We start from the raw sequence: 18,616 nt of genomic DNA on the forward strand, positions 1-18,616 counted from the left end.
CCCCCGTCCCCAACATCATCGGCAACGCCCCCAGCAAGGCCGCCAACGTCGTCATCAAGATGGGCCGGAACCGCAACAGACACGCCTGGTAGATCGCATCGCGCGCACTCAGGCCTTCGTCCCGCTGCGCCTCCAGCGCAAAGTCGATCATCATGATCGCGTTCTTCTTCACGATGCCGATCAGCAGCACGATGCCGATGATGGCAATGATGTCCAGGTCCAGCCGCGCTGCCATCAACGCCAGCAACGCCCCCACCCCGGCCGAGGGCAGCGTGGACAAGATCGTGACCGGGTGCACCGTGCTCTCATACAGCACGCCCAGCACGATGTACATGGTGACCACCGCCGCCAGGATCAGCAGCAGCGTGTTCGACAACGACGCCTGAAACGCCAGCGCCGCGCCCTGAAAGCTCGTCTCCACCGACAGCGGCAACAACCCCTCGGCCTGCACGGCGGCCTTCTCGCGCTCGATGGCGGCCACGGCGTTGCCCAGCGACACGCCCGGCGCGGTGTTGAACGAAATCGTCGCAGCCGGCAGCTGGCCCACGTGGTTGACCACCAGCGGCATGTTGCGCTCCTCGATGCGCGCCACCGACGACAGCGGCACCGGCGCTCCGGCGCTGGAGGGCACATAGATGCTCTGCAGCGCCTCGGGCCCCACCTTGAACTGCGGCGCCACCTCCAGCACCACGCGGTACTGGTTGGACTGGGTGAAGATGGTCGAGATCAGCCGCTGGCCAAAGGCGTTGTACAGCGCCGCGTCAATGCCCGCCACCGTCACGCCCAGGCGACTGGCCTGGGCGCGGTCGATCTGCACATAGGCTTGGCGGCCCTGGTCCTGCAGGTCGCTGGCCACATCGGTCAGCTCGGGCAGGGCGCGCAGGCGGCGCAGCAACTCGGTGGTGCTGGTGGTGAGCTGCTGCATGTCGGGCGACGACAGCAGCCACTGGTACTGCGTGCGCGCCACCCGGTCTTCGATGGTCAGCTCCTGCACAGGCTGGATGAACAGACGGATGCCCGGCAGGTTCTGTACGCGCTCGGCCAGGCGCTGCTGCACCACACCGGCCTTGTCGCGCTGTGCATGCGGCTGCAGGTCGATCAGCAGGCGGCCGGTGTTGAGCGTGGTGTTGGCGCCATCGACGCCGATGAACGACGAGACGCTGCGCACGGCGGGGTCTTGCAGAAGGCGCTCAGCCACGGCCTGCTGGCGCTCGGCCATGCCGGCAAACGAGATCGACTGGTCCGCCTCGGTAGTGGCCTGCAGCGTGCCAGTGTCCTGCACTGGAAAGAAGCCCTTGGGGATGAACAGATACAGCACCACGGTGAGCGCCAGCGTGGCCGCAAACACCAGCCAGGTGGTGCCCCGGTGGTTCAGTACCCAGCCCAGCATGCGGCCATAGCCTGCGATGGTGCGATCAAAAAAATGTCCCGTGGCGCGGTAAAGGCGGCCGTGACTCTCCTCGGGCGTGTGGCGCAGCAGGCGCGCGCACAGCATGGGGGTGAGCGTGAGCGACACCACAGCCGAGATCAGGATGGACACAGCCAGCGTGATCGCGAACTCGTGAAACAGCCGGCCCACCACATCGCCCATGAACAGCAGCGGGATCAACACGGCGATCAGCGAGATGGTGAGCGAGATGATGGTGAAGCCGATCTGCTGCGAGCCCTTGAGCGCAGCCGCGAGCGGTGCCTCGCCCTCTTCCACATAGCGGGCAATGTTCTCGATCATCACGATGGCATCGTCCACCACAAAGCCGGTGGAGATGGTCAGCGCCATCAGCGTGAGGTTGTTGATGGAAAACCCCGCGAGGTACATCACCCCACAGGTGCCGATGAGCGACAGCGGCACAGCCACGCTCGGGATCAGCGTGGCCGAGGGGCTGCGCAGGAAGACAAAGATCACCGCCACCACCAGCAGCACAGCCAGGCCCAGCTCCACCTGCATGTCGCGCACCGAGGCACGCACCGTCACCGTGCGGTCCGTCAGCACCTGCACATCCAGCGACGCGGGCAAGGTGCTTTGCAGCTGCGGCAGCAGGGCCTTGATGCGGTCCACCGTGTCGATCACGTTGGCGCCGGGCTGGCGGCGGATGTTGAGGATCACACCGGGTTTGGCCCCGGTGTCTGCCGTGCCCGCCCAGGCGGCGAGGCGGGTGTTCTCGGCATCGTCCACCGTTTCGGCCACGTCCTTCAGGCGCACGGGGGCGCCATTCTTGAAGGCGATGATGAGGTCGCGGTATTCGGCCGCCGACTGCAGCTGGTCGTTGGCATCGATGGTGGATGCACGGGCCGGGCCGTCAAAGCCGCCCTTGGCCTGCTTGACGTTGGCGGCCGCAATGGAGGTGCGCACGTCTTCCAGCGTGAGGCCCAGCTGCGCCAGTGCCGTGGGGTTGGCCTGGATGCGCACAGCCGGGCGGCGACCGCCCGCAATCGCCACCAGGCCCACGCCCTGCACCTGCGAGAGCTTGGGTGCCAGGCGGTTTTCCACCAAGTCGTTCACGCGGATCACAGGCAGCGAGGGCGAGGTGATGGCCAGCGTGAGAATGGGCGCATCGGCGGGGTTGACCTTGCTGTACAGCGGCGGCATGGGCAGGTCGCCGGGCAGCAGGTTGCTGCCCGCGTTGATGGCCGCCTGCACCTGCTGCTCGGCCACGTCCAGCGCCATGTCGAGCGCAAAACGCAGCGTGATCACCGAAGCCCCGCCCGAGCTGGTGGACGACATTTGCGACAGCCCCGGCATCTGGCCGAACTGCCGCTCCAGCGGGGCCGTGACGTTGGAGGTCATCACGTCCGGGCTCGCGCCCGGGTACAGCGTGGTGACCTGGATGGTGGGGTAGTCCACCTCGGGCAGGGCCGAGGTGGGCAGCAGCCGGTAGGCCATCAGCCCCGCGATCAGGATCGCCACCATCAGCAGCGCGGTGGCGATGGGGCGCAGGATGAAAAGGCGCGACAGGTTCATGGCGGCGGGTGCGCTGGCAAAACAGGCAGGGGAGAAACCGGGGTGCCGCTGCGCTCAGCGCGCCGGGCTGGCTGCGCCACCCTGGGACGGCGGCTGCTGTTGCAGCCGCTCGCGGATGTAGGCACGGCGCTCCTCCTGCGGCATTGCCATCACGCGGGCGCGCTCGTCGGCGGGCATCTGGTCCAGCAGTGCCTTCACCTGCGGAGGGATGCCCCGTGGGGGTTCGGAGCTACGGTCTGCAGGCGCTGCGGGGGCGGCAGGCGGTGCAGCGCCTGGGGATACTTGCGGTGCAGCTGCTCTGGGTGGTGCTTCGCTGCGCTGCTGTTGTGGCGCTGCAGAGGCCTGCGGGGCGGACGCCGGGGCAGCGGCGGGAGCACCCACACCCGACACCGAAGAGGCTGCAGCAGACGCCGCCGACGCTGGAGCCGCTGCGCCGCTCGCGCCCATCTGCGCTCGCCGCTCGCGCAAGAAGGCGCGACGCTCTTCGGGGCTCATCTTCTGCAGCTTTTCACGTACATCGGGGGGCAGGGATGCCATGAAGGCGCGGCGCTGCGCGGCCTGGTCCTGGGCTGCCTGGTCGGCGCGGGTGACGGCACCGGCATCGATGACGGCGACCTTGGCGCCTTCGCGCAGGCGGTCGATGCCGTCCGTGACCACCTGCTCGCCCTCGCGCAGCTCGCCTTCGACGCTCACCCGGTCGCCGTCGGTCACGCCCACGCGGATGCGGCGCTGGGTCACGGTGCTGTCTTCCTGCACCAGGTAGACATAGTTGTTCTGCACGGCCGTGGCCGGTACGGTCAGCACGCCCTGGAGCAGGTTGACCTGCAGGCGCACGTTGACGAACTGGTTGGGGTACAGGGCGCCGTCTTCATTCGCAAAAGCGGCCTTGACCTTGATGGTGCCGGTGGCGCTGTCAATGGCGTTGTCCAGCGCCACCACACGGCCCTTGGCCTGCTGGCGGCGGCTGTCGCGGTCCCACAGCTCCACGCTCAGCTCTTCGCCTGCGGCCATGCGGCGACGCATCTGGGGCAGGTGCGCCTCGGGCACGGAGAACGCTGCGTCGATGGGCCGCACCTGGTTGATGGTGACGATGCCGTTCGCGTCGCTCGGCCCCACCACGTTGCCCCGGTCCGCCTGGCGCAAGCCAAGGCGGCCGGCAAATGGTGCGGTGACCTGGGTGTAGCTCAGTTGCAGGCGCGCGGCGTCCACCTGCGCCTGGTCCGAGGCCACGGTGCCTTCCAGCTGCCGCACCAGTGCGGCCTGGGTGTCTACCTGCTGGCTGGCGATGGAGTCGCGCGCCAGCAGGTCTTGATAACGCTTGAGGTCGAGCTGCGCATTCTTGAGCAGCGCCTGGTCACGCTGCAGCGTGCCCTGTGCCTGCGACAGCGCCGCCTGGTAGCTGCGCGCATCGATCTCGGCCAGCACCTGGCCTGCACGCACCTCGTCACCTTCCTTGAAGCGCACCGACGTCAGCTCGCCGCCGACCTTGGCGCGCACCACGGCGGTGGCGCGGGCACTCATGGTGCCGATGGCACTCACCACCACCCGCACATCACCCCGCTGCACAGTGCCTACCGACACGGGCTGTACGTTGCCGCCACCAAAGCGCCCGGGCCCACTGCCGGGCTTGCGCGCCGCGTTGGGGCCCGTGGCGGCACCACCAGCGCTGGCAGCGGCCGCTGCATCCTGGCGCTGCTTCCACCACCAGGCACCACCTCCCACCGCAGCCAGCGCCACGGAGGCCAGTAACAACGCGGAGATCCAGCGCAGCTTGCCGGACTGCAATCTTGCGGGCCTCTGTGGACGGGTCAACGAACGGTTCAGGGGCATGGTGGGGCGCAACGAGGAATGAGCGAACGGGTATGGTAGCCAGCGCACCCCCCGGGGCTGCCGCCCGGCGGGTCCCCTTTACCGGGGATTTACGCGCGCTTTGGGCGGGGTTTACCGATGTATCGGCTCAGCCCCGCCAGGGGGCAGCAATCAGCGGTTGGTGGCCAGCAGAAGGCCGCCAGCACCCATGAAGAAACCGCCGGTGGCCTTGTTCAGGCGGGCCACACCGCGCGAGGTGCGGATGAAGCGGCGGATCTGGCGCCCGAAGCTGGCGTACACGGCCGTCGAGACGAATTCGCTGCCCAGATAGATGGAGCCCAGCACCAGAAACTGGCGCGCTGCGGGCTGCGCGGGGTCGATGAACTGCGGAAAGATCGCCGCGAAAAGGATGATCGCCTTGGGGTTGGTGATGCCCAGCAAAAACTCCTGCGCAATGAGAGCACGCAGATGGAACTGGGCCGGTTGACCCGACGCCTGGCCACTGCCAGGTGCATCCTCCAGCGCCAGGCCGCTGAACTCGCGGCTGTGCCAGGCCTTCCAGCCCAGCCAGAACAGGTAGGCAGCGCCCACCCACTTCACCGCCGTGAACGCCGCTTCGGACGCCAGCAGCATCGCCCCCAGCCCCACCGCAGACACCGTCAGAAAGATCGCGAACGCCGCTGCCCGGCCCACCGTAGCGATCATCGCGGGGCCCACGCCTGCGCGGATGCCGTTGTTGAGGCCACAGAAGTTGTTGGGCCCCGGGGTGAGCGAGATGGCGATGGCAACCGGAACAAATAGCAGCGCATCCATGGGACAGTCCTTGCAGGGTGAGGCGTGTGTGAGGGGGAACGGTCAGCACCGCAGTCTACGGCAGACCCTGCCTACACGGCCGACCCCAGGGCACATGCCCCCAAGGCGCCCTCTACCACCTCACAACGCCTTTGAACAGGTTCTTACAGATCCAGCACCGAGCCCCAGGTCACATCGGACAGGGCTTCGTAATGCGCCACCACGGTCAGGCGGTCTGGTCTGGCCGCTTGGGATGCCAGGGCCTGCCCCAGGTAGCGAATGGAGGGCTTGTCCAGGCCCCCCACGGGCTCGTCGATCAAGGTCAGTGGTGCATTCGAGGCCAAGGCCCCTGCCATGAGCACCTTGCGCTTGCTGCCGGTGGACAGGGCGTAGAAAGGCTTGTCCAGATGCTCGTGCAGGCTGAACCCGTCGAGGTGCTCCACCAAGGCTGCCACATCCCATTGGGGGTAGCGTGCGGGCAGGCTGTCGAGCCAACCCCTGGCAGTGAGAGGGTCCCACTCGCTGGATCGCGGGTCCGCCCAGAAGACCCGTGGTGCCGAGGCCTTGGCGGCCTGGTTCAGGTCCACCCCTTGCAGCGTGATGCTGCCAGCCTGCGCCGTCAGCTCGCCAGCCAGCAGACGCAGCAACGTGGTCTTGCCGGTGCTTTCATCACCCCGCACCAGAGCCAGACCCGGGGGCCAGGCCAGCGACAGGTTGTCCAGCACCGCACACTCCGGGTACGCAAACCGCAACCCCTTCACCCACAAAAACACGCTCTCAGCCACCCTGTCTCCTCGATGCGGAAAGCGAACATTCTAGGAAGCTGCAGCACGCCGGGCCCACCACAAGCCTCCCACCTGGTTCACCACCAGCCCGCAGAGCACTGCGGCTGCGCCCAACCACTGCAGAGGCGCCGGGGTTTCACCCAGAAAGGCATAAGCCGCCCACAGCCCCACCACCGGCACCAGCAGCGAAAACGGCGTGACCCGCCCTGCCGCATGGCGTTGCAGCAGCTGTGTCCACAGCGTGTAGGCCAGCAGCGTGGCCAAGAAGGCCAGGTAGGCCACGGCCAGCAAGCCGGTGCCATTCAAAGACTGCAGCTGTGCCCACACGGCGGTGGAGCCTTCACTCCATAGCGCCAGCACAAAGAACGGCCCGATGGGCACCACGCTGCTCCACACGATGAAGGGAAACGGCGCATACACCCCGGCCTGTGCCGCGCGCCGCGCCACCAGATTGGACACCGCCCACATGAATGCGGCGCCGAGGGTGAGCACAAACCCCGCCAGCGTCATCTGGCCCGGCCCCTCGCCATGCGCGAGGCCGATGGTCATCAAGCCGCCGAACGCCAGCAACAAGCCCCCCCACTGCCAGGGCTTGGCACGCTCACCCAGCAACGGCGCGGCCAGCAGCAAAGTGAAGAACGCCTGGGTCTGCATCACCACCGACGCCATGCCCGCCGTCATACCCAGCTGCAGCCCCAGAAACAGAAAGCCGAATTGCCCCAACCCCTGCGCCATCCCGTAGCCCACCACAAAGTGCCAGGGCAAGGCCGGACGCGGTACGAACAACAAGAAGGGCAGCGATGCCGCCGTAAAGCGCAGCGCGCCCAGCAGCATGGGACTCAGGCCCTGCAGGCCGAGCTTCATCACCACAAAGTTCAGCCCCCAGATGACCACCACGGCCAGGGCGCGCAGCAGGTCGCCACGGCTCAAGGCCGCTGGCGTACTCATGCGGACGCCACGGACACGCCCGCAGCTACGGGGCGGCCCTGCCGCGCCCGGGCAGCGACGAAGGCCTCAAACGCCTGCGCGCTGGTCTTGCCCGGCACATAGCCCAGCACCTCCTTGAGTGCAGTGTTCAGCAACACGGGCCGGTAGCGCAGAAAGTCGAGCTGCTCGGGGCCGTAGCGGCTCACGCCGAGCGCGGAGCCCACGGCCAGCGCGGTGCGCAGCAGCCCTGCAGGTAGCTCCAGCACGGGCTTGCCCAAGCGCTGGGCGATCTCGCGCAAGGGCAAGGCACCGTCGCCCGCCAGGTTGAAACAGCCAGCCCGCTGCGTGCGCAGCGCATGCAGGATGGCACCAGTCACGTCTTCGTCCCAGATGAACACAAACGGGCTCTCGCTGCCCCGGATGGCAAGCAGGCGCGGCTTTTCAAACAAGGCGGTGATCTGGTTGTCCACCCGCTCTCCCAGGATGGTGCCGATGCGCAGCACCGTCTGCGCCAGCGCCGGGTGCTGCGTGCGGTATTGCGCCAGCATCTCTTCCACCAGCCGCTTGTGGTGCGAATAGGCAAAGACCTCGTTGCCCCGCAGCGCGTCCGTCTCGCGCAACCACGCGGGGTTGTCGGCATGGTAGCCGTACGCCGCGCCACTGGAGCTGACGACCAACTGCTTCACGCCGGTGGCCACACAGGCATCCAGCACGTTCTGGCTGCCCAGCACGTCCACCGAATACTCAAACTCGCGGCTGGAACCCTTTCCGGGGGTGACGATGGAAGCGAGGTGCACCACGCTGTCGATGGCGGTGTCTGCCAGCGTCTGCGCCAGACCGGGGTCGCGCACGTCTTGGACCCGGTAGGTCACACCGGGCAGGCGACGCTCGGCGGGCACATCGCGCACGTCGGTCGCCACAATGGTCCCGCCCCCTTCACGCGCCAGTGCAGCCACCACGCTGCGGCCCAGAAAACCGTCGGCGCCTGTGACCAGAATGCGGCGGCTTATCCACCCCATGCCGGTCATGTGCGCTGCTCCTTGCGGGCATCGGCCGCCGGTAGTTCGGCGGGCCTGCGCCCCCACCAGCCTGCCAGCGCCAGCCCCGCGATGATGTCCCAGAAGCCCCACACGCCCGCCACCACGGCCATACCGCCTAGCCCGCCAAAGAAGCTGAAGATCAGCACCAGACCCAGCCCTGCGTTGCGGATACCCACCTCGATGCTCACCGCGCGCCGGTCGTAGTCCGGCAAGCCGCTGAGCCGCGCGCAGGCGTAGCCGGTGCCGAAGGCCAGCGCATCGTGCAGTGCCACGGCCAGCAGCACCAGGCCCACGTAGTCCAGAAAGTAACGCCAGTTTCCCGCCACCGCGCCCACGATGAAACCGATGAGGCACAGAAAGCTGAGGATGCGCACGGGCTTGTTCACGCGCTGCGTGAAGCCCGGCAGCTTTTCTGCGCACAGGATGCCCAGCACAAAGGGCAGCCCGATGATGACCACGATGTGCCCCGCCATCTCCAGCGGGTCGAGCGCAATGCTGCGCAGCAGCGGCGCCGCCGTGGGGTGCATGCCGCCCCAAAAGGCAAAGTTGAGCGGCATGAGCACGATGGCCAGCGCGTTGGAGATGGCCGTCATCGACACCGACAGCGCCACATTGCCTCCTGCGCGGTGGGTGAGGATGTTGCTCACATTGCCGGGCGGACAGCAGGCGACCAGGATCATGCCCAGCGCAATGCTGGGCCCGGGCTTGAGCAGCAGCGTGAGCACAAAGGTCACCGCAGGCAGCACGATGAATTGCGCGGCAATGCCCACCGCCATGGCACCGGGCATGCGCAGCACGCGCTTGAAGTCCGCCACGCGCGTATCCAGCGCAATGCCGAACATGAGAAAACCCAGCACCACATTGAGCACCACCAGCGACGTGGGGTTGAAGTTGAGGCGTATTTCGTCCACAGGCAGCATGGCGTCAGTCCTTTCTGGCGAGGGCTGCGGCGGCAGCGCGCACCGCGTTGCGGTAGGTGTCCTTGTGCACGTAATACGCCATGCGTTCGAGCTGGAGGTACTTGAAGCCACCCGACAGATCGGGCGGCGGCCCGGCCTTGGCCTGTCGTAGCGCCTCGGCGCGCGGCGATCCCTCGGCCTGCGCCTTGAAAAAGCGCGCCACCAGCTCCGCCTGCTCATAGCGGCCCTGCCAGCCGATACCACTGGCCTCGATCATGCCCATCACGGCCAGGTTGTCGAAACGGGGTGACAGGATGTTGAGGTAGAGCTGCGGCGCCATGCCCTGCCAGTTGAGCAGGCTGTGGTCGATGAAGGGGTAGTGCAGCTTGTAGCCCGTGGCACAGAGCACCAGGTCATAGTCCTGCGCGCTGCCGTCCTTGAAGTGCACCGTATGGCCTTCAAAACGCGCGATGTCGGGCTTGACGTGAATATCGCCATGGCCCAGGTGGTGCAGCACCAGCGAGTTGACCACCGGGTGTGACTCGTACATCTTGTAGTCGGGCTTGGGCAGGCCAAAGCGCGCAGGGTCGCCAGTGAACCATTGCAGCACCACGCTGTCCACCTTCTGCTTGAGCCAGGGCGGCATCTTGAACTTGCCGCCCAGCGTGTCTGCGGGCTTGCCGAACACATATTTGGGCACGAAGTAGTAGCCGCGCCGCACCGAGATGTCCACGCTGCGCGCGTAGTGCACCGCATCCACCGCAATGTCGCAGCCCGAGTTGCCCGCGCCCACTACCAGCACGCGCTTGCCTTTGAACAGCTCGGCGCTCTTGTAGGCGCTGGTGTGCAGCAGCTCCCCGTCAAAGTGCCCCTCAAAGCGCGGCATGCTGGGTTCGGCCAGCGTGCCGTTGGCAATCACCACGCCCTTGAGCTCTGCCGTTTGCGCGGGCCCACCGTGCTGCGTCCACGTCACGCGCCACAGCGGCGCAGTGCCCTCCCCCACCGGTTCGACCCGGAGCACGCGCGTGCCAAACCAGAAGTGCTGGCGCAGGCCAAAGTGCTCTGCAAAGTCGAAGAAATACTGGCGCATGTCCCGGTGGCTCGGATAGTCGGCCACTTCGGGGCGCATGGGGAACTCGGTGAACTCGGTGGTGTGCTTGCTGGAGATCAGGTGCGCCGATTCGTAGACCGTGCTGCGCGGGTTGTCGATGTTCCACAAACCACCCACATCGGTGTGTGCTTCAAAGCCCTGGAAAGGCACGCCCAGCTTCTGCAGATTGCGCGCCGCGGCCAGCCCGCTGGGGCCGGCGCCGATGAGGGCGATGTGGCCGCGCATGTCCTGTGCGAGCGGCGTCGAAGGGCTTGTCTCCGTCATCGTTGTTGTTGTCGTCATTCGCTTTTTTCTCTCTCAGGTGTCGATGTTCTTGTCTGCGCGCACTGGCAACCCCGGAATGGCGGTGGCCCCCGCCTCGCCCACGCGCGGCTTGCGCGGCTGGCCCAGCAGCAGCCGGTCGTGCAGAGCGTCAGGCAACAGGTTCAACAGGCGCGCCAGCCAACCGATGCGCGCGGGCAGCACGATGTGGGTGCGCCCCCGGGCCACAGCGGCCAGCAGGGCACGCGCGGCGTCCTCGGGCTCCATCAGGCCGGGCATGGCAAAACGGTTGCCTGCCGTGAGCGCGGTGCGCAGGTAGCCAGGGCTGACCGTGCTCACCACGATGGAATCGCCGCGCAGCTCGGCACGCAGACTCTCCAGGTAACGGATGAGCCCGCCCTTGCTGGCGCAGTACGCGCCATTGCCCGGCATGCCCCGCCAGCCCGCAATGCTGGCCACCCCCACCAGCGCGCCGCGCCGCTGCGCGCGCAGGGCCGACACAAAAGGTTGGAAGGTGGTGGCGGCGCCCAGCAGGTTGATCTCCAGCATGCGCCGCATCACGGCCAGGTCGTCGGCCTGGGCGGTGTCAAAACCCCCAGCCACCCCGGCATTGGCGATGACGAGGTCAGGCGTTCCCCGGCGGCCCATCCAGTCGGCGGCCATGGCCTGCATGGCGGTAACGTCGGCCACATCGGGCGTATAGACAGCACAGCGCTCTGGTGCCAGTGCGGCCAGGGTCTCCAGCACGGGCCGGTTCAGGCCCACCAGCGCCACGGCAGCGCCCTGGCCAATCAGCTCGCGCGCCAGCGCCTGGCCCAGCCCGCCACAGGCGCCGGTGAGCACTACGTTCTGGAAAAAGGCGGTCATGAAACTCCCGGTGAATTGGGTTTGCAGCTTAGCCACAATGCTGAATAATCCCGAAATGTTTTATGAATTCGTCTCGAATTCCGAGATTTATGACCAACACACCGCCCAGCCTGCGCTTGTTTGAACTGCTGGAAACGATGTGCGCCCAGGGCCAGCCCTTCAGCCTGGGCGATGCCATCGAGGCCACCGGCTGGCCCAAGCCCAGCGTGCACCGCATGCTGGGCCAGCTGGAGGCCGGTGGCCTGCTGGCGCGCGAGCCAGACGGGCGGCGCTACACCCCCGCACCACGTCTGCTGCGCCTGGCCGAAAGCACGCTGAGCGCGGGCACCCAGCATGGAGTGCGCCACGCCGTGCTGCGGCAACTGGTGGCGGACATTGGAGAAAGCTGCAACCTCACGGCGTTGAGCGGCGCAGAAGTGATCTACCTGGACCGGGTGGAGTCAGCCTTTCCGCTGCGCATGGAACTGCGGCCCGGCACCCGCGTGCCCATCCACTGTTCGGCCAGCGGCAAGCTGTTTCTGGCCCACCTGTCGTCCGCACGCCGGGCCGCCATCCTGGACGGCCTGCCCCTCACCCGCCACACGGCCACCACCCTGACCGACCGCGCCGCCCTGGAAGCCGAACTGGAGCAGATCCTGCGGCAAGGCTATGCCACGGACGCCGAGGAGTTTGTGGACGGCCTCGTCTGTGTGGCCGTGCCCGTGTTGGCCGGCGGGCGGCGCCAAGTGCGCAGCGCCGTGGCACTGCAGGCACCCTCTGCCCGCCTGCCGCTGGGGCGGGCGCTGCAACTGGTGCCCCGGCTGGGAGAAGCCGCGCAGGCCCTGGGCCGAACCTGGGCTTGAGCCATCGCGCAACAACCCCTGACGCATTCACCATCTGCTCTCACCATGCCACTGAACTACCTCGACTTTGACTACAGCGAAGACGCTGACGGCAACGGCACCCTGGATGCCATGGCCAGCGTCTTGCCCGCGCAACTGCCAGCCTTGCAGAACGAGATCGCTGCCGTGCTGGCCTGGGCGCATGCACACTGGCCCGGCGCCTGCGCACCGCTGGAAGACGGCGGCGCGTGGCACTACGACCTGCACGGCGTGCAAGAGGTGCAGAGCCCCTTGACCTTGTCCTTTGACGATGCGACGGGGCAACTGCACATGACCACAGGCAGTGCCGCGCAGCCGCGCACCACGCTGACCCTCACCCTCAGTGGCAGCAGCGACTTCTGTACCGCTTTGCGCGAAGCCTTCGATATGGAATGAGCCTCCTCTTCATGGCCTCCAACCCGGTCAACCCAAAGGGTTAACCCCAATTAGCGACCAAAAGCCCCACGTTGCAAACAGGTTAGTGCGCCAGCCCACGCATTCCTGAGGTCCAGCGCTACAGTTGCGACTCATTAGTTCAACCCGAGACTGGAGAGTTTCATGCTGTCACGCCGTCACTTCCTGGGCGCAAGCCTGGCCACCACCGTTTACGCTGCGGGCTCGTTCGTGCCCGTGTGGGCGCAGAACGCACCCAATTTCGGCACGCCCACCTTGCCCAGCCCTGGTTTCCGTCGCATGAAGGTGGGAGACGTGGAGGTGATCGCACTGAACGATGGCATCACTCGCCGCCCTTTGGGGGAAGAATTTGTGAAGAACGCACCGCTGGCCGAAGTGCGTGCGCTGCTCGCATCGCAAGGCCTGCCCACCGACTACATCGATGTGCCGTACACCCCCTTCCTGGTGGTGGCGGGCGCGCGCAAGATCCTGATCGATACCGGCCTGGGCGAGTTTGGTGGTGCCACCACCGGCAAGCTGCTGGACAGTCTGCGCGCTGCTGGCATGCAGGCCTCCGACATCGATACCGTGCTCGTCAGCCATTACCACGGCGACCACATCAATGGAATCCGCAACAAGGCGGGTGAGCTGGTGTTTCCGAAAGCCAAGGTGATGGTGCCTGCAGCCGAACATGCCTTCTGGATGGACGACGCACGCATGGCCGCCGCCCCCGCCGGCATGAAGGGTGCGTTTGACAATGTGCGCCGCACCTTTGCCACCATGCCAGCCGATACGCTGGTGCGGTTTGAAGCGGGCACCGAGGTTGCACCAGGCATCCAGTCGGTGGCCGCCTACGGCCATACGCCGGGCCACACGCTGTTCGAATTGAAGTCGGCAGGCCAGAACTTCTTCTATGTGGCAGACCTGACCAACGTGCCCGCATTGTTCGCGCGCAACCCCGACTGGGCCGTGACCTTTGACATGGACGCAGAGGCTGCGCGCAAGGTCCGCCGCGAGGTGTTCCAGCGCATCACCACCAGCAGCGCCATGCTGGGCGGCTTCCACTTCCCCTTCCCTGCGTTTGGCCGCGTAGCAGCAGCGGGCAATGGCTATGCCTTCCAGCCAGCTGCCTGAGGCCGAAGCAGCCGGGGATCAGGCTGCGACGCAAGGTACGCGCGTCACACGGCGCACCTTGCTGGGCAGGGGCGCGGCAGGAGCACTGGGTAGCGGACTGGCCCTCACAGCCCTGCAGACCTGGGCAGCCCAGGAAGCGGGTGCCGAGGTCTTGCTGCGCCAGGGCGGAGTGGTGGCGTTGTTTCGCCACGCGCTGGCCCCCGGCACCTTCGATCCCCCGGGTTTCCGCCTGGGCGACTGCAGCACCCAGCGCAACCTGAACGATGAAGGCCGGGCCCAGGCCCGGCGCATTGGCGAGTGGTTCCAGACGCGGCAATTGCGTCCGGAGAAGGTGCTGTCAAGCCCCTGGTGCCGGTGCATAGACAGTGCCACCCTGGCTTTCGGTGCACCACAGGTGTGGACGGCTCTGGGTTCGCCCAGGGGCTACTCCGAGACCACGGGTGAGAGCCACCTGCGCGAACTGCGCCAGGCGCTGGCCGCAGCGTCTGCGCACAATGGCCGGTTTGAGGTGTGGTTCAGCCACATGTTTGTGCAGTCCGATCTGGCACGCGACAGCACCAGCTCGGGCGATGCGCTGATCTTGCGAGCCCCCCGAGGTGGCGACGTGCAGGTGCTGGCGAAACTCTCGGTCACCGGATCAACCTGACCAGCGCCTGCTGATGCTGGCGGCAGATCGCGCTCCCGTGCACCGTGGTGCACGGGCCATCGGACTACACGCTGGCGATGCCCTGGGGCGTATCCTGAAGATTCCCAGCCCTGCCAGATACCCCGGCGCGGCGCACACCCAGGAGCCGCCGATGACACCGTCCCACACACTGGGTGAACCCGCAGCCTGCAGGCCCCATCGCTGAGAGCTGCTATGGCCTTCCTCTCCAGCGCCCCCCGCCTTACCACCGCGTCCAACGAGCCAGCGCGATGGCCCGCGAATACCGGCGCGCCCTTGGCGCAGGCAATACCAGGCAGCCAGCGTGGTGTTCGCATGGACCTGCAGATTGACCTGCGCTACGAGATCGACAGCTACGGCGCCGATTTCGTGTTCAACATCCACGCCGCACAAACACCCCACCAGATAGTCCACAACGAGCGCCTGGTGCTCAGCCAGGACATTCCCCACCAGATCCACACAGACCCTGCGACGGGTAACCGCTATCTCCGGCTGCATGGCGAGCCCGGCATGCTGGAGCTGACCTACAGCGCTACGGTGGACATCCGCCACCACCGTGCCGACCCCACCCAACTGGCCGAGGTGCCTGTGCGGCACTTGCCGCCGCATGTGATGGGCTACATCTACCCCAGCCGATATTGCCAGTCTGACCGCCTGCTGCGGCTGGCACTGAACGAGTTCGGCGCCTTGTGGCAGGGCCACAGCCGCGTGCAGGCTATCCGTGACTGGGTGAATCGGCATGTGGCGTTCACGTCCAACACCTCCAACTCCAACACTTCGGCCGTCGACACGCTGGTGGAACAGGTCGGGGTGTGCCGGGATTTCGCCCACCTGATGATTGCACTGTGCCGCGCCGTGAACATTCCGGCCCGCTTCACCACTGGCACCGACTACGGTGCCGACCCAGCGCTGGGCCCGCCGGACTTTCATGCCTACGTGGAGGTGTATCTGGGCGACCGCTGGTATCTGTTCGACCCTTCGGGCACGGCCATCCCCATGGGGCTGCTGCGGTTTGGCACCGGCCGAGATGCCGCCGACGTGGCGTTTGCCACCATCTTTGGCGGAGTGCGGGCACAGCCCCCCACCATCCACACCCGCGCGGTGGAGGACCCTGCCCAGGGGTGGGTGCTGCCGCACCACTGCGCCGAGGCGCTGTCCACCGACCAGGGGACCTCGTACGGGGCGCGTTTCGTCGCGCAATAGGGAGCTTGACCTTCCGTCTGGCGCCTCTGGCGGGGGCGGCAGAAAGGTCTGTTGGCCATCCCTGATTGCGGCTGTGGCCTAATATGCCCCTTTCTCCACTTTCTCAGAGACCTACCATGGGCAACAAGATCGTCACCGAAGCAGACCGCAAGCGCACCCCCCAACCCAAGCCAATGCCCGGCGTGACGCTGAACACCCCTGGCCGTGGTCAGCGTGTGAGCCTGGAGCGTGGTGTCGCCACGCGCAGCAAGAAGAACCCTGGCAAGCGCTCGCGCAAGGGCGGCTGATCAGCCCTCCGGGGGCGCTGCGGCGCCCCGCCAGCACCCACAAAAAAAGCCCTCGTCTGAGGGCTTTTTTTTGGGCGATACAGCCGTTTATTGCAACGGGGCCGGCATGGTTTCCACGTGGCCTCTGGCGGGCAGGATGATGTGAAACGCTGCACCGCTGGCCGGAACGTTCTCGGCAAAGATCCGCCCGCCCATGGCCTCGACGATCTTGCGGCAGATGGCAAGGCCCAGGCCCGTGCCCCCAGATCCATCCTTGGTCTTACTGGACTGCACAAAGGCCTCAAAAATGCTCTGCAGCTCTGAAGGAGGGATGCCCGGGCCCTCATCCCGCACCACCAGATGCGTCTGGCCCTGCGGGTCCGCGTAGCCCTCCAGGGTGATCGTGCTGCCAGGCGGCGAAAACTTGATGGCGTTGGCCACCACGTTGCGGATCACCTGCTGAAACCGCAACGGGTCGGCCTTGGCCACCAGCGGAAGGTCAGGCATTCGAAAATCCATCATCAGGTGGCTGCGTTCCAGCAAAGGCTCCAGCTCGCGGATCACCGGACGCACTACGCCGCGCAGGTCGATGCGCTCCATGTGGAACGTTCCCACTGTGCTTTCCAGCTTGGACACTTCCAGCAGGTCGTTCACCAGCGTGAGCATGCGCTGGCCAGCGGAATGGATGTCTTCAAACATGCCCGCCAGCTTGGGCTGCGCGCGACCACGCAGCATGCCCAGTTCGGCAAAGCCCAGAATGGACTGCAGCGGCGTGCGCAGCTCGTGGCTCATGTTGGCCACAAACTCCGACTTGGTGCGGGATGCCTCCTCGGCCGCGTCACGCGCCTCCCGGGTGGCGCGCTCGGCCTCACGGAACTCGCTCACATCCATCAGGATGGTGAGCACACCGGTGACTTGGCCGTGCTCATCGGCAATGGCCGCCTTGGCCAGGCGCGTGTCGCGGCGCGATCCGTCGCCATGGCGCACCTGGGTCTCGACCAGGGCTCGCCCCCCCCAGCGCAGCAGCTGCTTGTTGGCCGACTTATGTACGTTTGCCTCGTCTGGCGGCAGGCACTCGTCAAAGGCCTTGCCCAACACGGCGGTGCGAGTACGGCCTTTGTATTCCTCCCAGGCCTTGTTCACGCGCACAAAGCGGTTCTGGGCGTCAGTCACAGAGATGGGCAGCGGATTGGTCTCCAGCAGCAGATCCTGAAACGCAATTTGGGCCTGTAGCTGTTGTTGGGCCATCCAGCGCTTGGTTTCGTCCACCGCGCTGCCCGCAAAACCAATCACACGCCCTGCAGCCACCAGAGGCACCACTGCCACCTGGAACATCATCTCCTTGCCCTCGGCAGAGCGGGACACCACCTGGCATACCCGCACTCCATCCGGCGACCGGGGGTCGATGGCCCGCGCCACATCATTGCGGCTTTGTGGCTCGACCAGGTCGTGCAGACGTTTGCCAATGGCACGGTCAGGCGCCGTGCCCGTCATCACAGTCCAATGGGCATTCACATAGGTGATCACGCCCTGCGCATCGGTGCGGAAAATCAGCTCTTGCACGCTGCGCATCAGCACCGACAGATCCCGCTCGTTGCGGGCAATGCGGGCCTGTGCAGCGTCAATGGCCAGCCGCGCCCGCTCACGGGTGCGCAGGCCACGCCACACGGCAAAGGTCAGGCCCAGCACCAGGGCCACCAGGGCCAGGCCAATACCGATCAGCGCGCGGGCATCCGCCAGCCAGCTCTGCACGGCTGTTCGGTACGAGGTCTCGACCACCACCACCAGCGGCATGGCGGCAGAGGCCCGAAAACTGACGATCTGCCGCTCGCCCAGCACACCCACACCCAGGTAGGTGGCGTGCTCCTGCCGGGGCAGGAACTGGCTGAAGACGGGGATGTTGTTCACCCGCGTACCTGCCAGAGCAGCTGCGGCCCCCGAAGTGGCCAACACCTGGCCGCTGTACGAGGTCACCACCGAGTCAAAAACCTCGGACTCCAGCGTCAGGTGCTGAAAGTTGGACAGCGAGTCGGGATTGACCAAAGCCACCAGCACCAGCGCCTGCCCTGCTTCGTTCTTGTAGCCGTGCATCACAGGAATAAAAGCGACACCCGCAGGAGCCGCCGCCGCTGCGCCTCCCAGCCGCACACTTTGCAGGCTACGGCCCGGTGTGAGGCCGCCCTGAACCGTCCGCCCCACGGCCACCAGAGGGCCGAGCTTGGCCAGGTCCACAAAACTCTCGGCATCGCCGGGCTGGGTGCTGGCGACCACTCGCCCACCAGCGTCCACCACGGCCAACCCCCGAAGAAATGAAAGCGCCGCCAGCGCCTGGCCCAGGGCGTCCTGCATACGCCGGGGTTCCGAGGCCACCGTCGTGAGGGCTGGAGACGTGGCCAGCGACTCCAGCGCCAGTTCGGCCGTCTGCATGGTGCGCGTGGCCTGATCCTCCAGCACCCGAGCCAGCATGGCGGCATGGTTCTGGTGGCTGGTACGCACCGTGCGAAAGTCGTTCACGGCCAACGCGCCGACGGCCACCAGTGCCGCCAATGCCGACAGCCCTCCGGTGATGAGGACCAGATGGCTGGTCTGCGACACCCACGTGCGCAGCCTGGTCCAGACCGAAGGGAGCGCCTGGAGGTCGGCCAT

General features: G+C 66.6%; 16 protein-coding genes. 6 read left to right on the plus strand and 10 right to left on the minus strand.

Annotated features, from left to right (window positions below):
* From AC07X4_RS10440 to AC07X4_RS10480, 9 genes are all read right to left on the minus strand, one after another.
* The coding region (locus AC07X4_RS10440) for an efflux RND transporter permease subunit (protein WP_494740012.1) at positions 1–2,959 on the minus strand (2,959 nt) is incomplete at its 3' end.
* 54 nt (positions 2,960–3,013) lie between these two features.
* A complete protein-coding gene (locus AC07X4_RS10445; protein ID WP_494740013.1) occupies positions 3,014–4,789 on the minus strand; it encodes an efflux RND transporter periplasmic adaptor subunit in 1,776 nt (591 codons plus the stop codon).
* 150 nt (positions 4,790–4,939) lie between these two features.
* A complete protein-coding gene (locus AC07X4_RS10450) occupies positions 4,940–5,581 on the minus strand; it encodes a LysE family translocator (protein WP_436077819.1) in 642 nt (213 codons plus the stop codon).
* Positions 5,582–5,724: 143 nt separating this feature from the next.
* On the minus strand, positions 5,725–6,345 hold the full coding sequence (locus AC07X4_RS10455) for an ABC transporter ATP-binding protein (RefSeq protein WP_494740014.1): 621 nt from the start codon (positions 6,343–6,345) through the stop codon (positions 5,725–5,727).
* 30 nt (positions 6,346–6,375) lie between these two features.
* Complete coding sequence (locus tag AC07X4_RS10460; RefSeq protein WP_494740015.1) at positions 6,376–7,293, minus strand: EamA family transporter; 918 nt, start codon at positions 7,291–7,293, stop codon at positions 6,376–6,378.
* Positions 7,290–8,300 carry an SDR family oxidoreductase gene (locus tag AC07X4_RS10465; RefSeq protein ID WP_494740016.1) on the minus strand — a complete coding sequence of 337 codons (1,011 nt, stop codon included), beginning with the start codon at positions 8,298–8,300 and terminating at the stop codon, positions 7,290–7,292. Before AC07X4_RS10465 ends, AC07X4_RS10460 begins: the two co-directional genes overlap by 4 nt.
* The gene (locus tag AC07X4_RS10470; protein ID WP_494740017.1) at positions 8,297–9,232 is read right to left on the minus strand and encodes a bile acid:sodium symporter family protein; all 936 of its coding nucleotides are present in this window, start codon (positions 9,230–9,232) and stop codon (positions 8,297–8,299) included. The genes AC07X4_RS10465 and AC07X4_RS10470 overlap by 4 nt, the downstream gene beginning before the upstream one ends.
* 4 nt (positions 9,233–9,236) lie before the next feature.
* Positions 9,237–10,586 carry a flavin-containing monooxygenase gene (locus AC07X4_RS10475; RefSeq protein WP_056066999.1) on the minus strand — a complete coding sequence of 450 codons (1,350 nt, stop codon included), beginning with the start codon at positions 10,584–10,586 and terminating at the stop codon, positions 9,237–9,239.
* A gap of 33 nt (positions 10,587–10,619) precedes the next feature.
* Positions 10,620–11,450, minus strand: coding sequence for an SDR family oxidoreductase (locus tag AC07X4_RS10480; RefSeq protein WP_056066996.1), 831 nt, complete (start codon positions 11,448–11,450; stop codon positions 10,620–10,622).
* An 89-nt stretch (positions 11,451–11,539) separates the two neighbouring features.
* Here AC07X4_RS10480 and AC07X4_RS10485 point away from each other — a divergent pair, with 89 nt between their 5' ends.
* From AC07X4_RS10485 to AC07X4_RS10510, 6 genes are all read left to right on the plus strand, one after another.
* A complete protein-coding gene (locus AC07X4_RS10485) occupies positions 11,540–12,292 on the plus strand; it encodes an IclR family transcriptional regulator (RefSeq protein WP_494740018.1) in 753 nt (250 codons plus the stop codon).
* 45 nt (positions 12,293–12,337) lie between these two features.
* On the plus strand, positions 12,338–12,706 hold the full coding sequence (locus AC07X4_RS10490; RefSeq protein ID WP_494740019.1) for a hypothetical protein: 369 nt from the start codon (positions 12,338–12,340) through the stop codon (positions 12,704–12,706).
* Between the two features lie 162 nt (positions 12,707–12,868).
* Positions 12,869–13,837, plus strand: coding sequence for an MBL fold metallo-hydrolase (locus AC07X4_RS10495; protein WP_436077815.1), 969 nt, complete (start codon positions 12,869–12,871; stop codon positions 13,835–13,837).
* The gene (locus tag AC07X4_RS10500) at positions 13,809–14,483 is read left to right on the plus strand and encodes a histidine phosphatase family protein (RefSeq protein WP_494740020.1); all 675 of its coding nucleotides are present in this window, start codon (positions 13,809–13,811) and stop codon (positions 14,481–14,483) included. Before AC07X4_RS10495 ends, AC07X4_RS10500 begins: the two co-directional genes overlap by 29 nt.
* Before the next feature lie 333 nt (positions 14,484–14,816).
* On the plus strand, positions 14,817–15,704 hold the full coding sequence (locus AC07X4_RS10505; protein WP_146869604.1) for a transglutaminase-like domain-containing protein: 888 nt from the start codon (positions 14,817–14,819) through the stop codon (positions 15,702–15,704).
* Between the two features lie 116 nt (positions 15,705–15,820).
* Positions 15,821–15,991, plus strand: coding sequence for a hypothetical protein (locus AC07X4_RS10510; RefSeq protein ID WP_008902830.1), 171 nt, complete (start codon positions 15,821–15,823; stop codon positions 15,989–15,991).
* 87 nt (positions 15,992–16,078) lie between these two features.
* Here AC07X4_RS10510 and AC07X4_RS10515 read toward each other — a convergent pair whose 3' ends face one another.
* Positions 16,079–18,616: a PAS domain S-box protein gene (locus AC07X4_RS10515; RefSeq protein WP_494740021.1), complete on the minus strand. Its 2,538-nt coding sequence runs from the start codon at positions 18,614–18,616 to the stop codon at positions 16,079–16,081.

The organism is Acidovorax sp. GW460-11-11-14-LB4, from assembly GCF_059423685.1.

What these genes read in the sequence shown, in the direction of transcription:
- AC07X4_RS10505 (WP_146869604.1), top strand. Translation starts at nt 14,817, where the DNA reads ATGGACCTGCAGATTGACCTGCGCTACGAGATCGACAGCTACGGCGCC.
- AC07X4_RS10490 (WP_494740019.1), top strand. Translation starts at nt 12,338, where the DNA reads ATGCCACTGAACTACCTCGACTTTGACTACAGCGAAGACGCTGACGGC.
- AC07X4_RS10515 (WP_494740021.1), bottom strand. Translation starts at nt 18,616, where the DNA reads ATGGCCGACCTCCAGGCGCTCCCTTCGGTCTGGACCAGGCTGCGCACG.
- AC07X4_RS10445 (WP_494740013.1), bottom strand. Translation starts at nt 4,789, where the DNA reads ATGCCCCTGAACCGTTCGTTGACCCGTCCACAGAGGCCCGCAAGATTG.
- AC07X4_RS10465 (WP_494740016.1), bottom strand. Translation starts at nt 8,300, where the DNA reads ATGACCGGCATGGGGTGGATAAGCCGCCGCATTCTGGTCACAGGCGCC.
- AC07X4_RS10495 (WP_436077815.1), top strand. Translation starts at nt 12,869, where the DNA reads ATGCTGTCACGCCGTCACTTCCTGGGCGCAAGCCTGGCCACCACCGTT.
- AC07X4_RS10475 (WP_056066999.1), bottom strand. Translation starts at nt 10,586, where the DNA reads ATGACGGAGACAAGCCCTTCGACGCCGCTCGCACAGGACATGCGCGGC.
- AC07X4_RS10460 (WP_494740015.1), bottom strand. Translation starts at nt 7,293, where the DNA reads ATGAGTACGCCAGCGGCCTTGAGCCGTGGCGACCTGCTGCGCGCCCTG.
- AC07X4_RS10500 (WP_494740020.1), top strand. Translation starts at nt 13,809, where the DNA reads ATGGCTATGCCTTCCAGCCAGCTGCCTGAGGCCGAAGCAGCCGGGGAT.
- AC07X4_RS10485 (WP_494740018.1), top strand. Translation starts at nt 11,540, where the DNA reads ATGACCAACACACCGCCCAGCCTGCGCTTGTTTGAACTGCTGGAAACG.
- AC07X4_RS10480 (WP_056066996.1), bottom strand. Translation starts at nt 11,450, where the DNA reads ATGACCGCCTTTTTCCAGAACGTAGTGCTCACCGGCGCCTGTGGCGGG.
- AC07X4_RS10470 (WP_494740017.1), bottom strand. Translation starts at nt 9,232, where the DNA reads ATGCTGCCTGTGGACGAAATACGCCTCAACTTCAACCCCACGTCGCTG.
- AC07X4_RS10510 (WP_008902830.1), top strand. Translation starts at nt 15,821, where the DNA reads ATGGGCAACAAGATCGTCACCGAAGCAGACCGCAAGCGCACCCCCCAA.
- AC07X4_RS10450 (WP_436077819.1), bottom strand. Translation starts at nt 5,581, where the DNA reads ATGGATGCGCTGCTATTTGTTCCGGTTGCCATCGCCATCTCGCTCACC.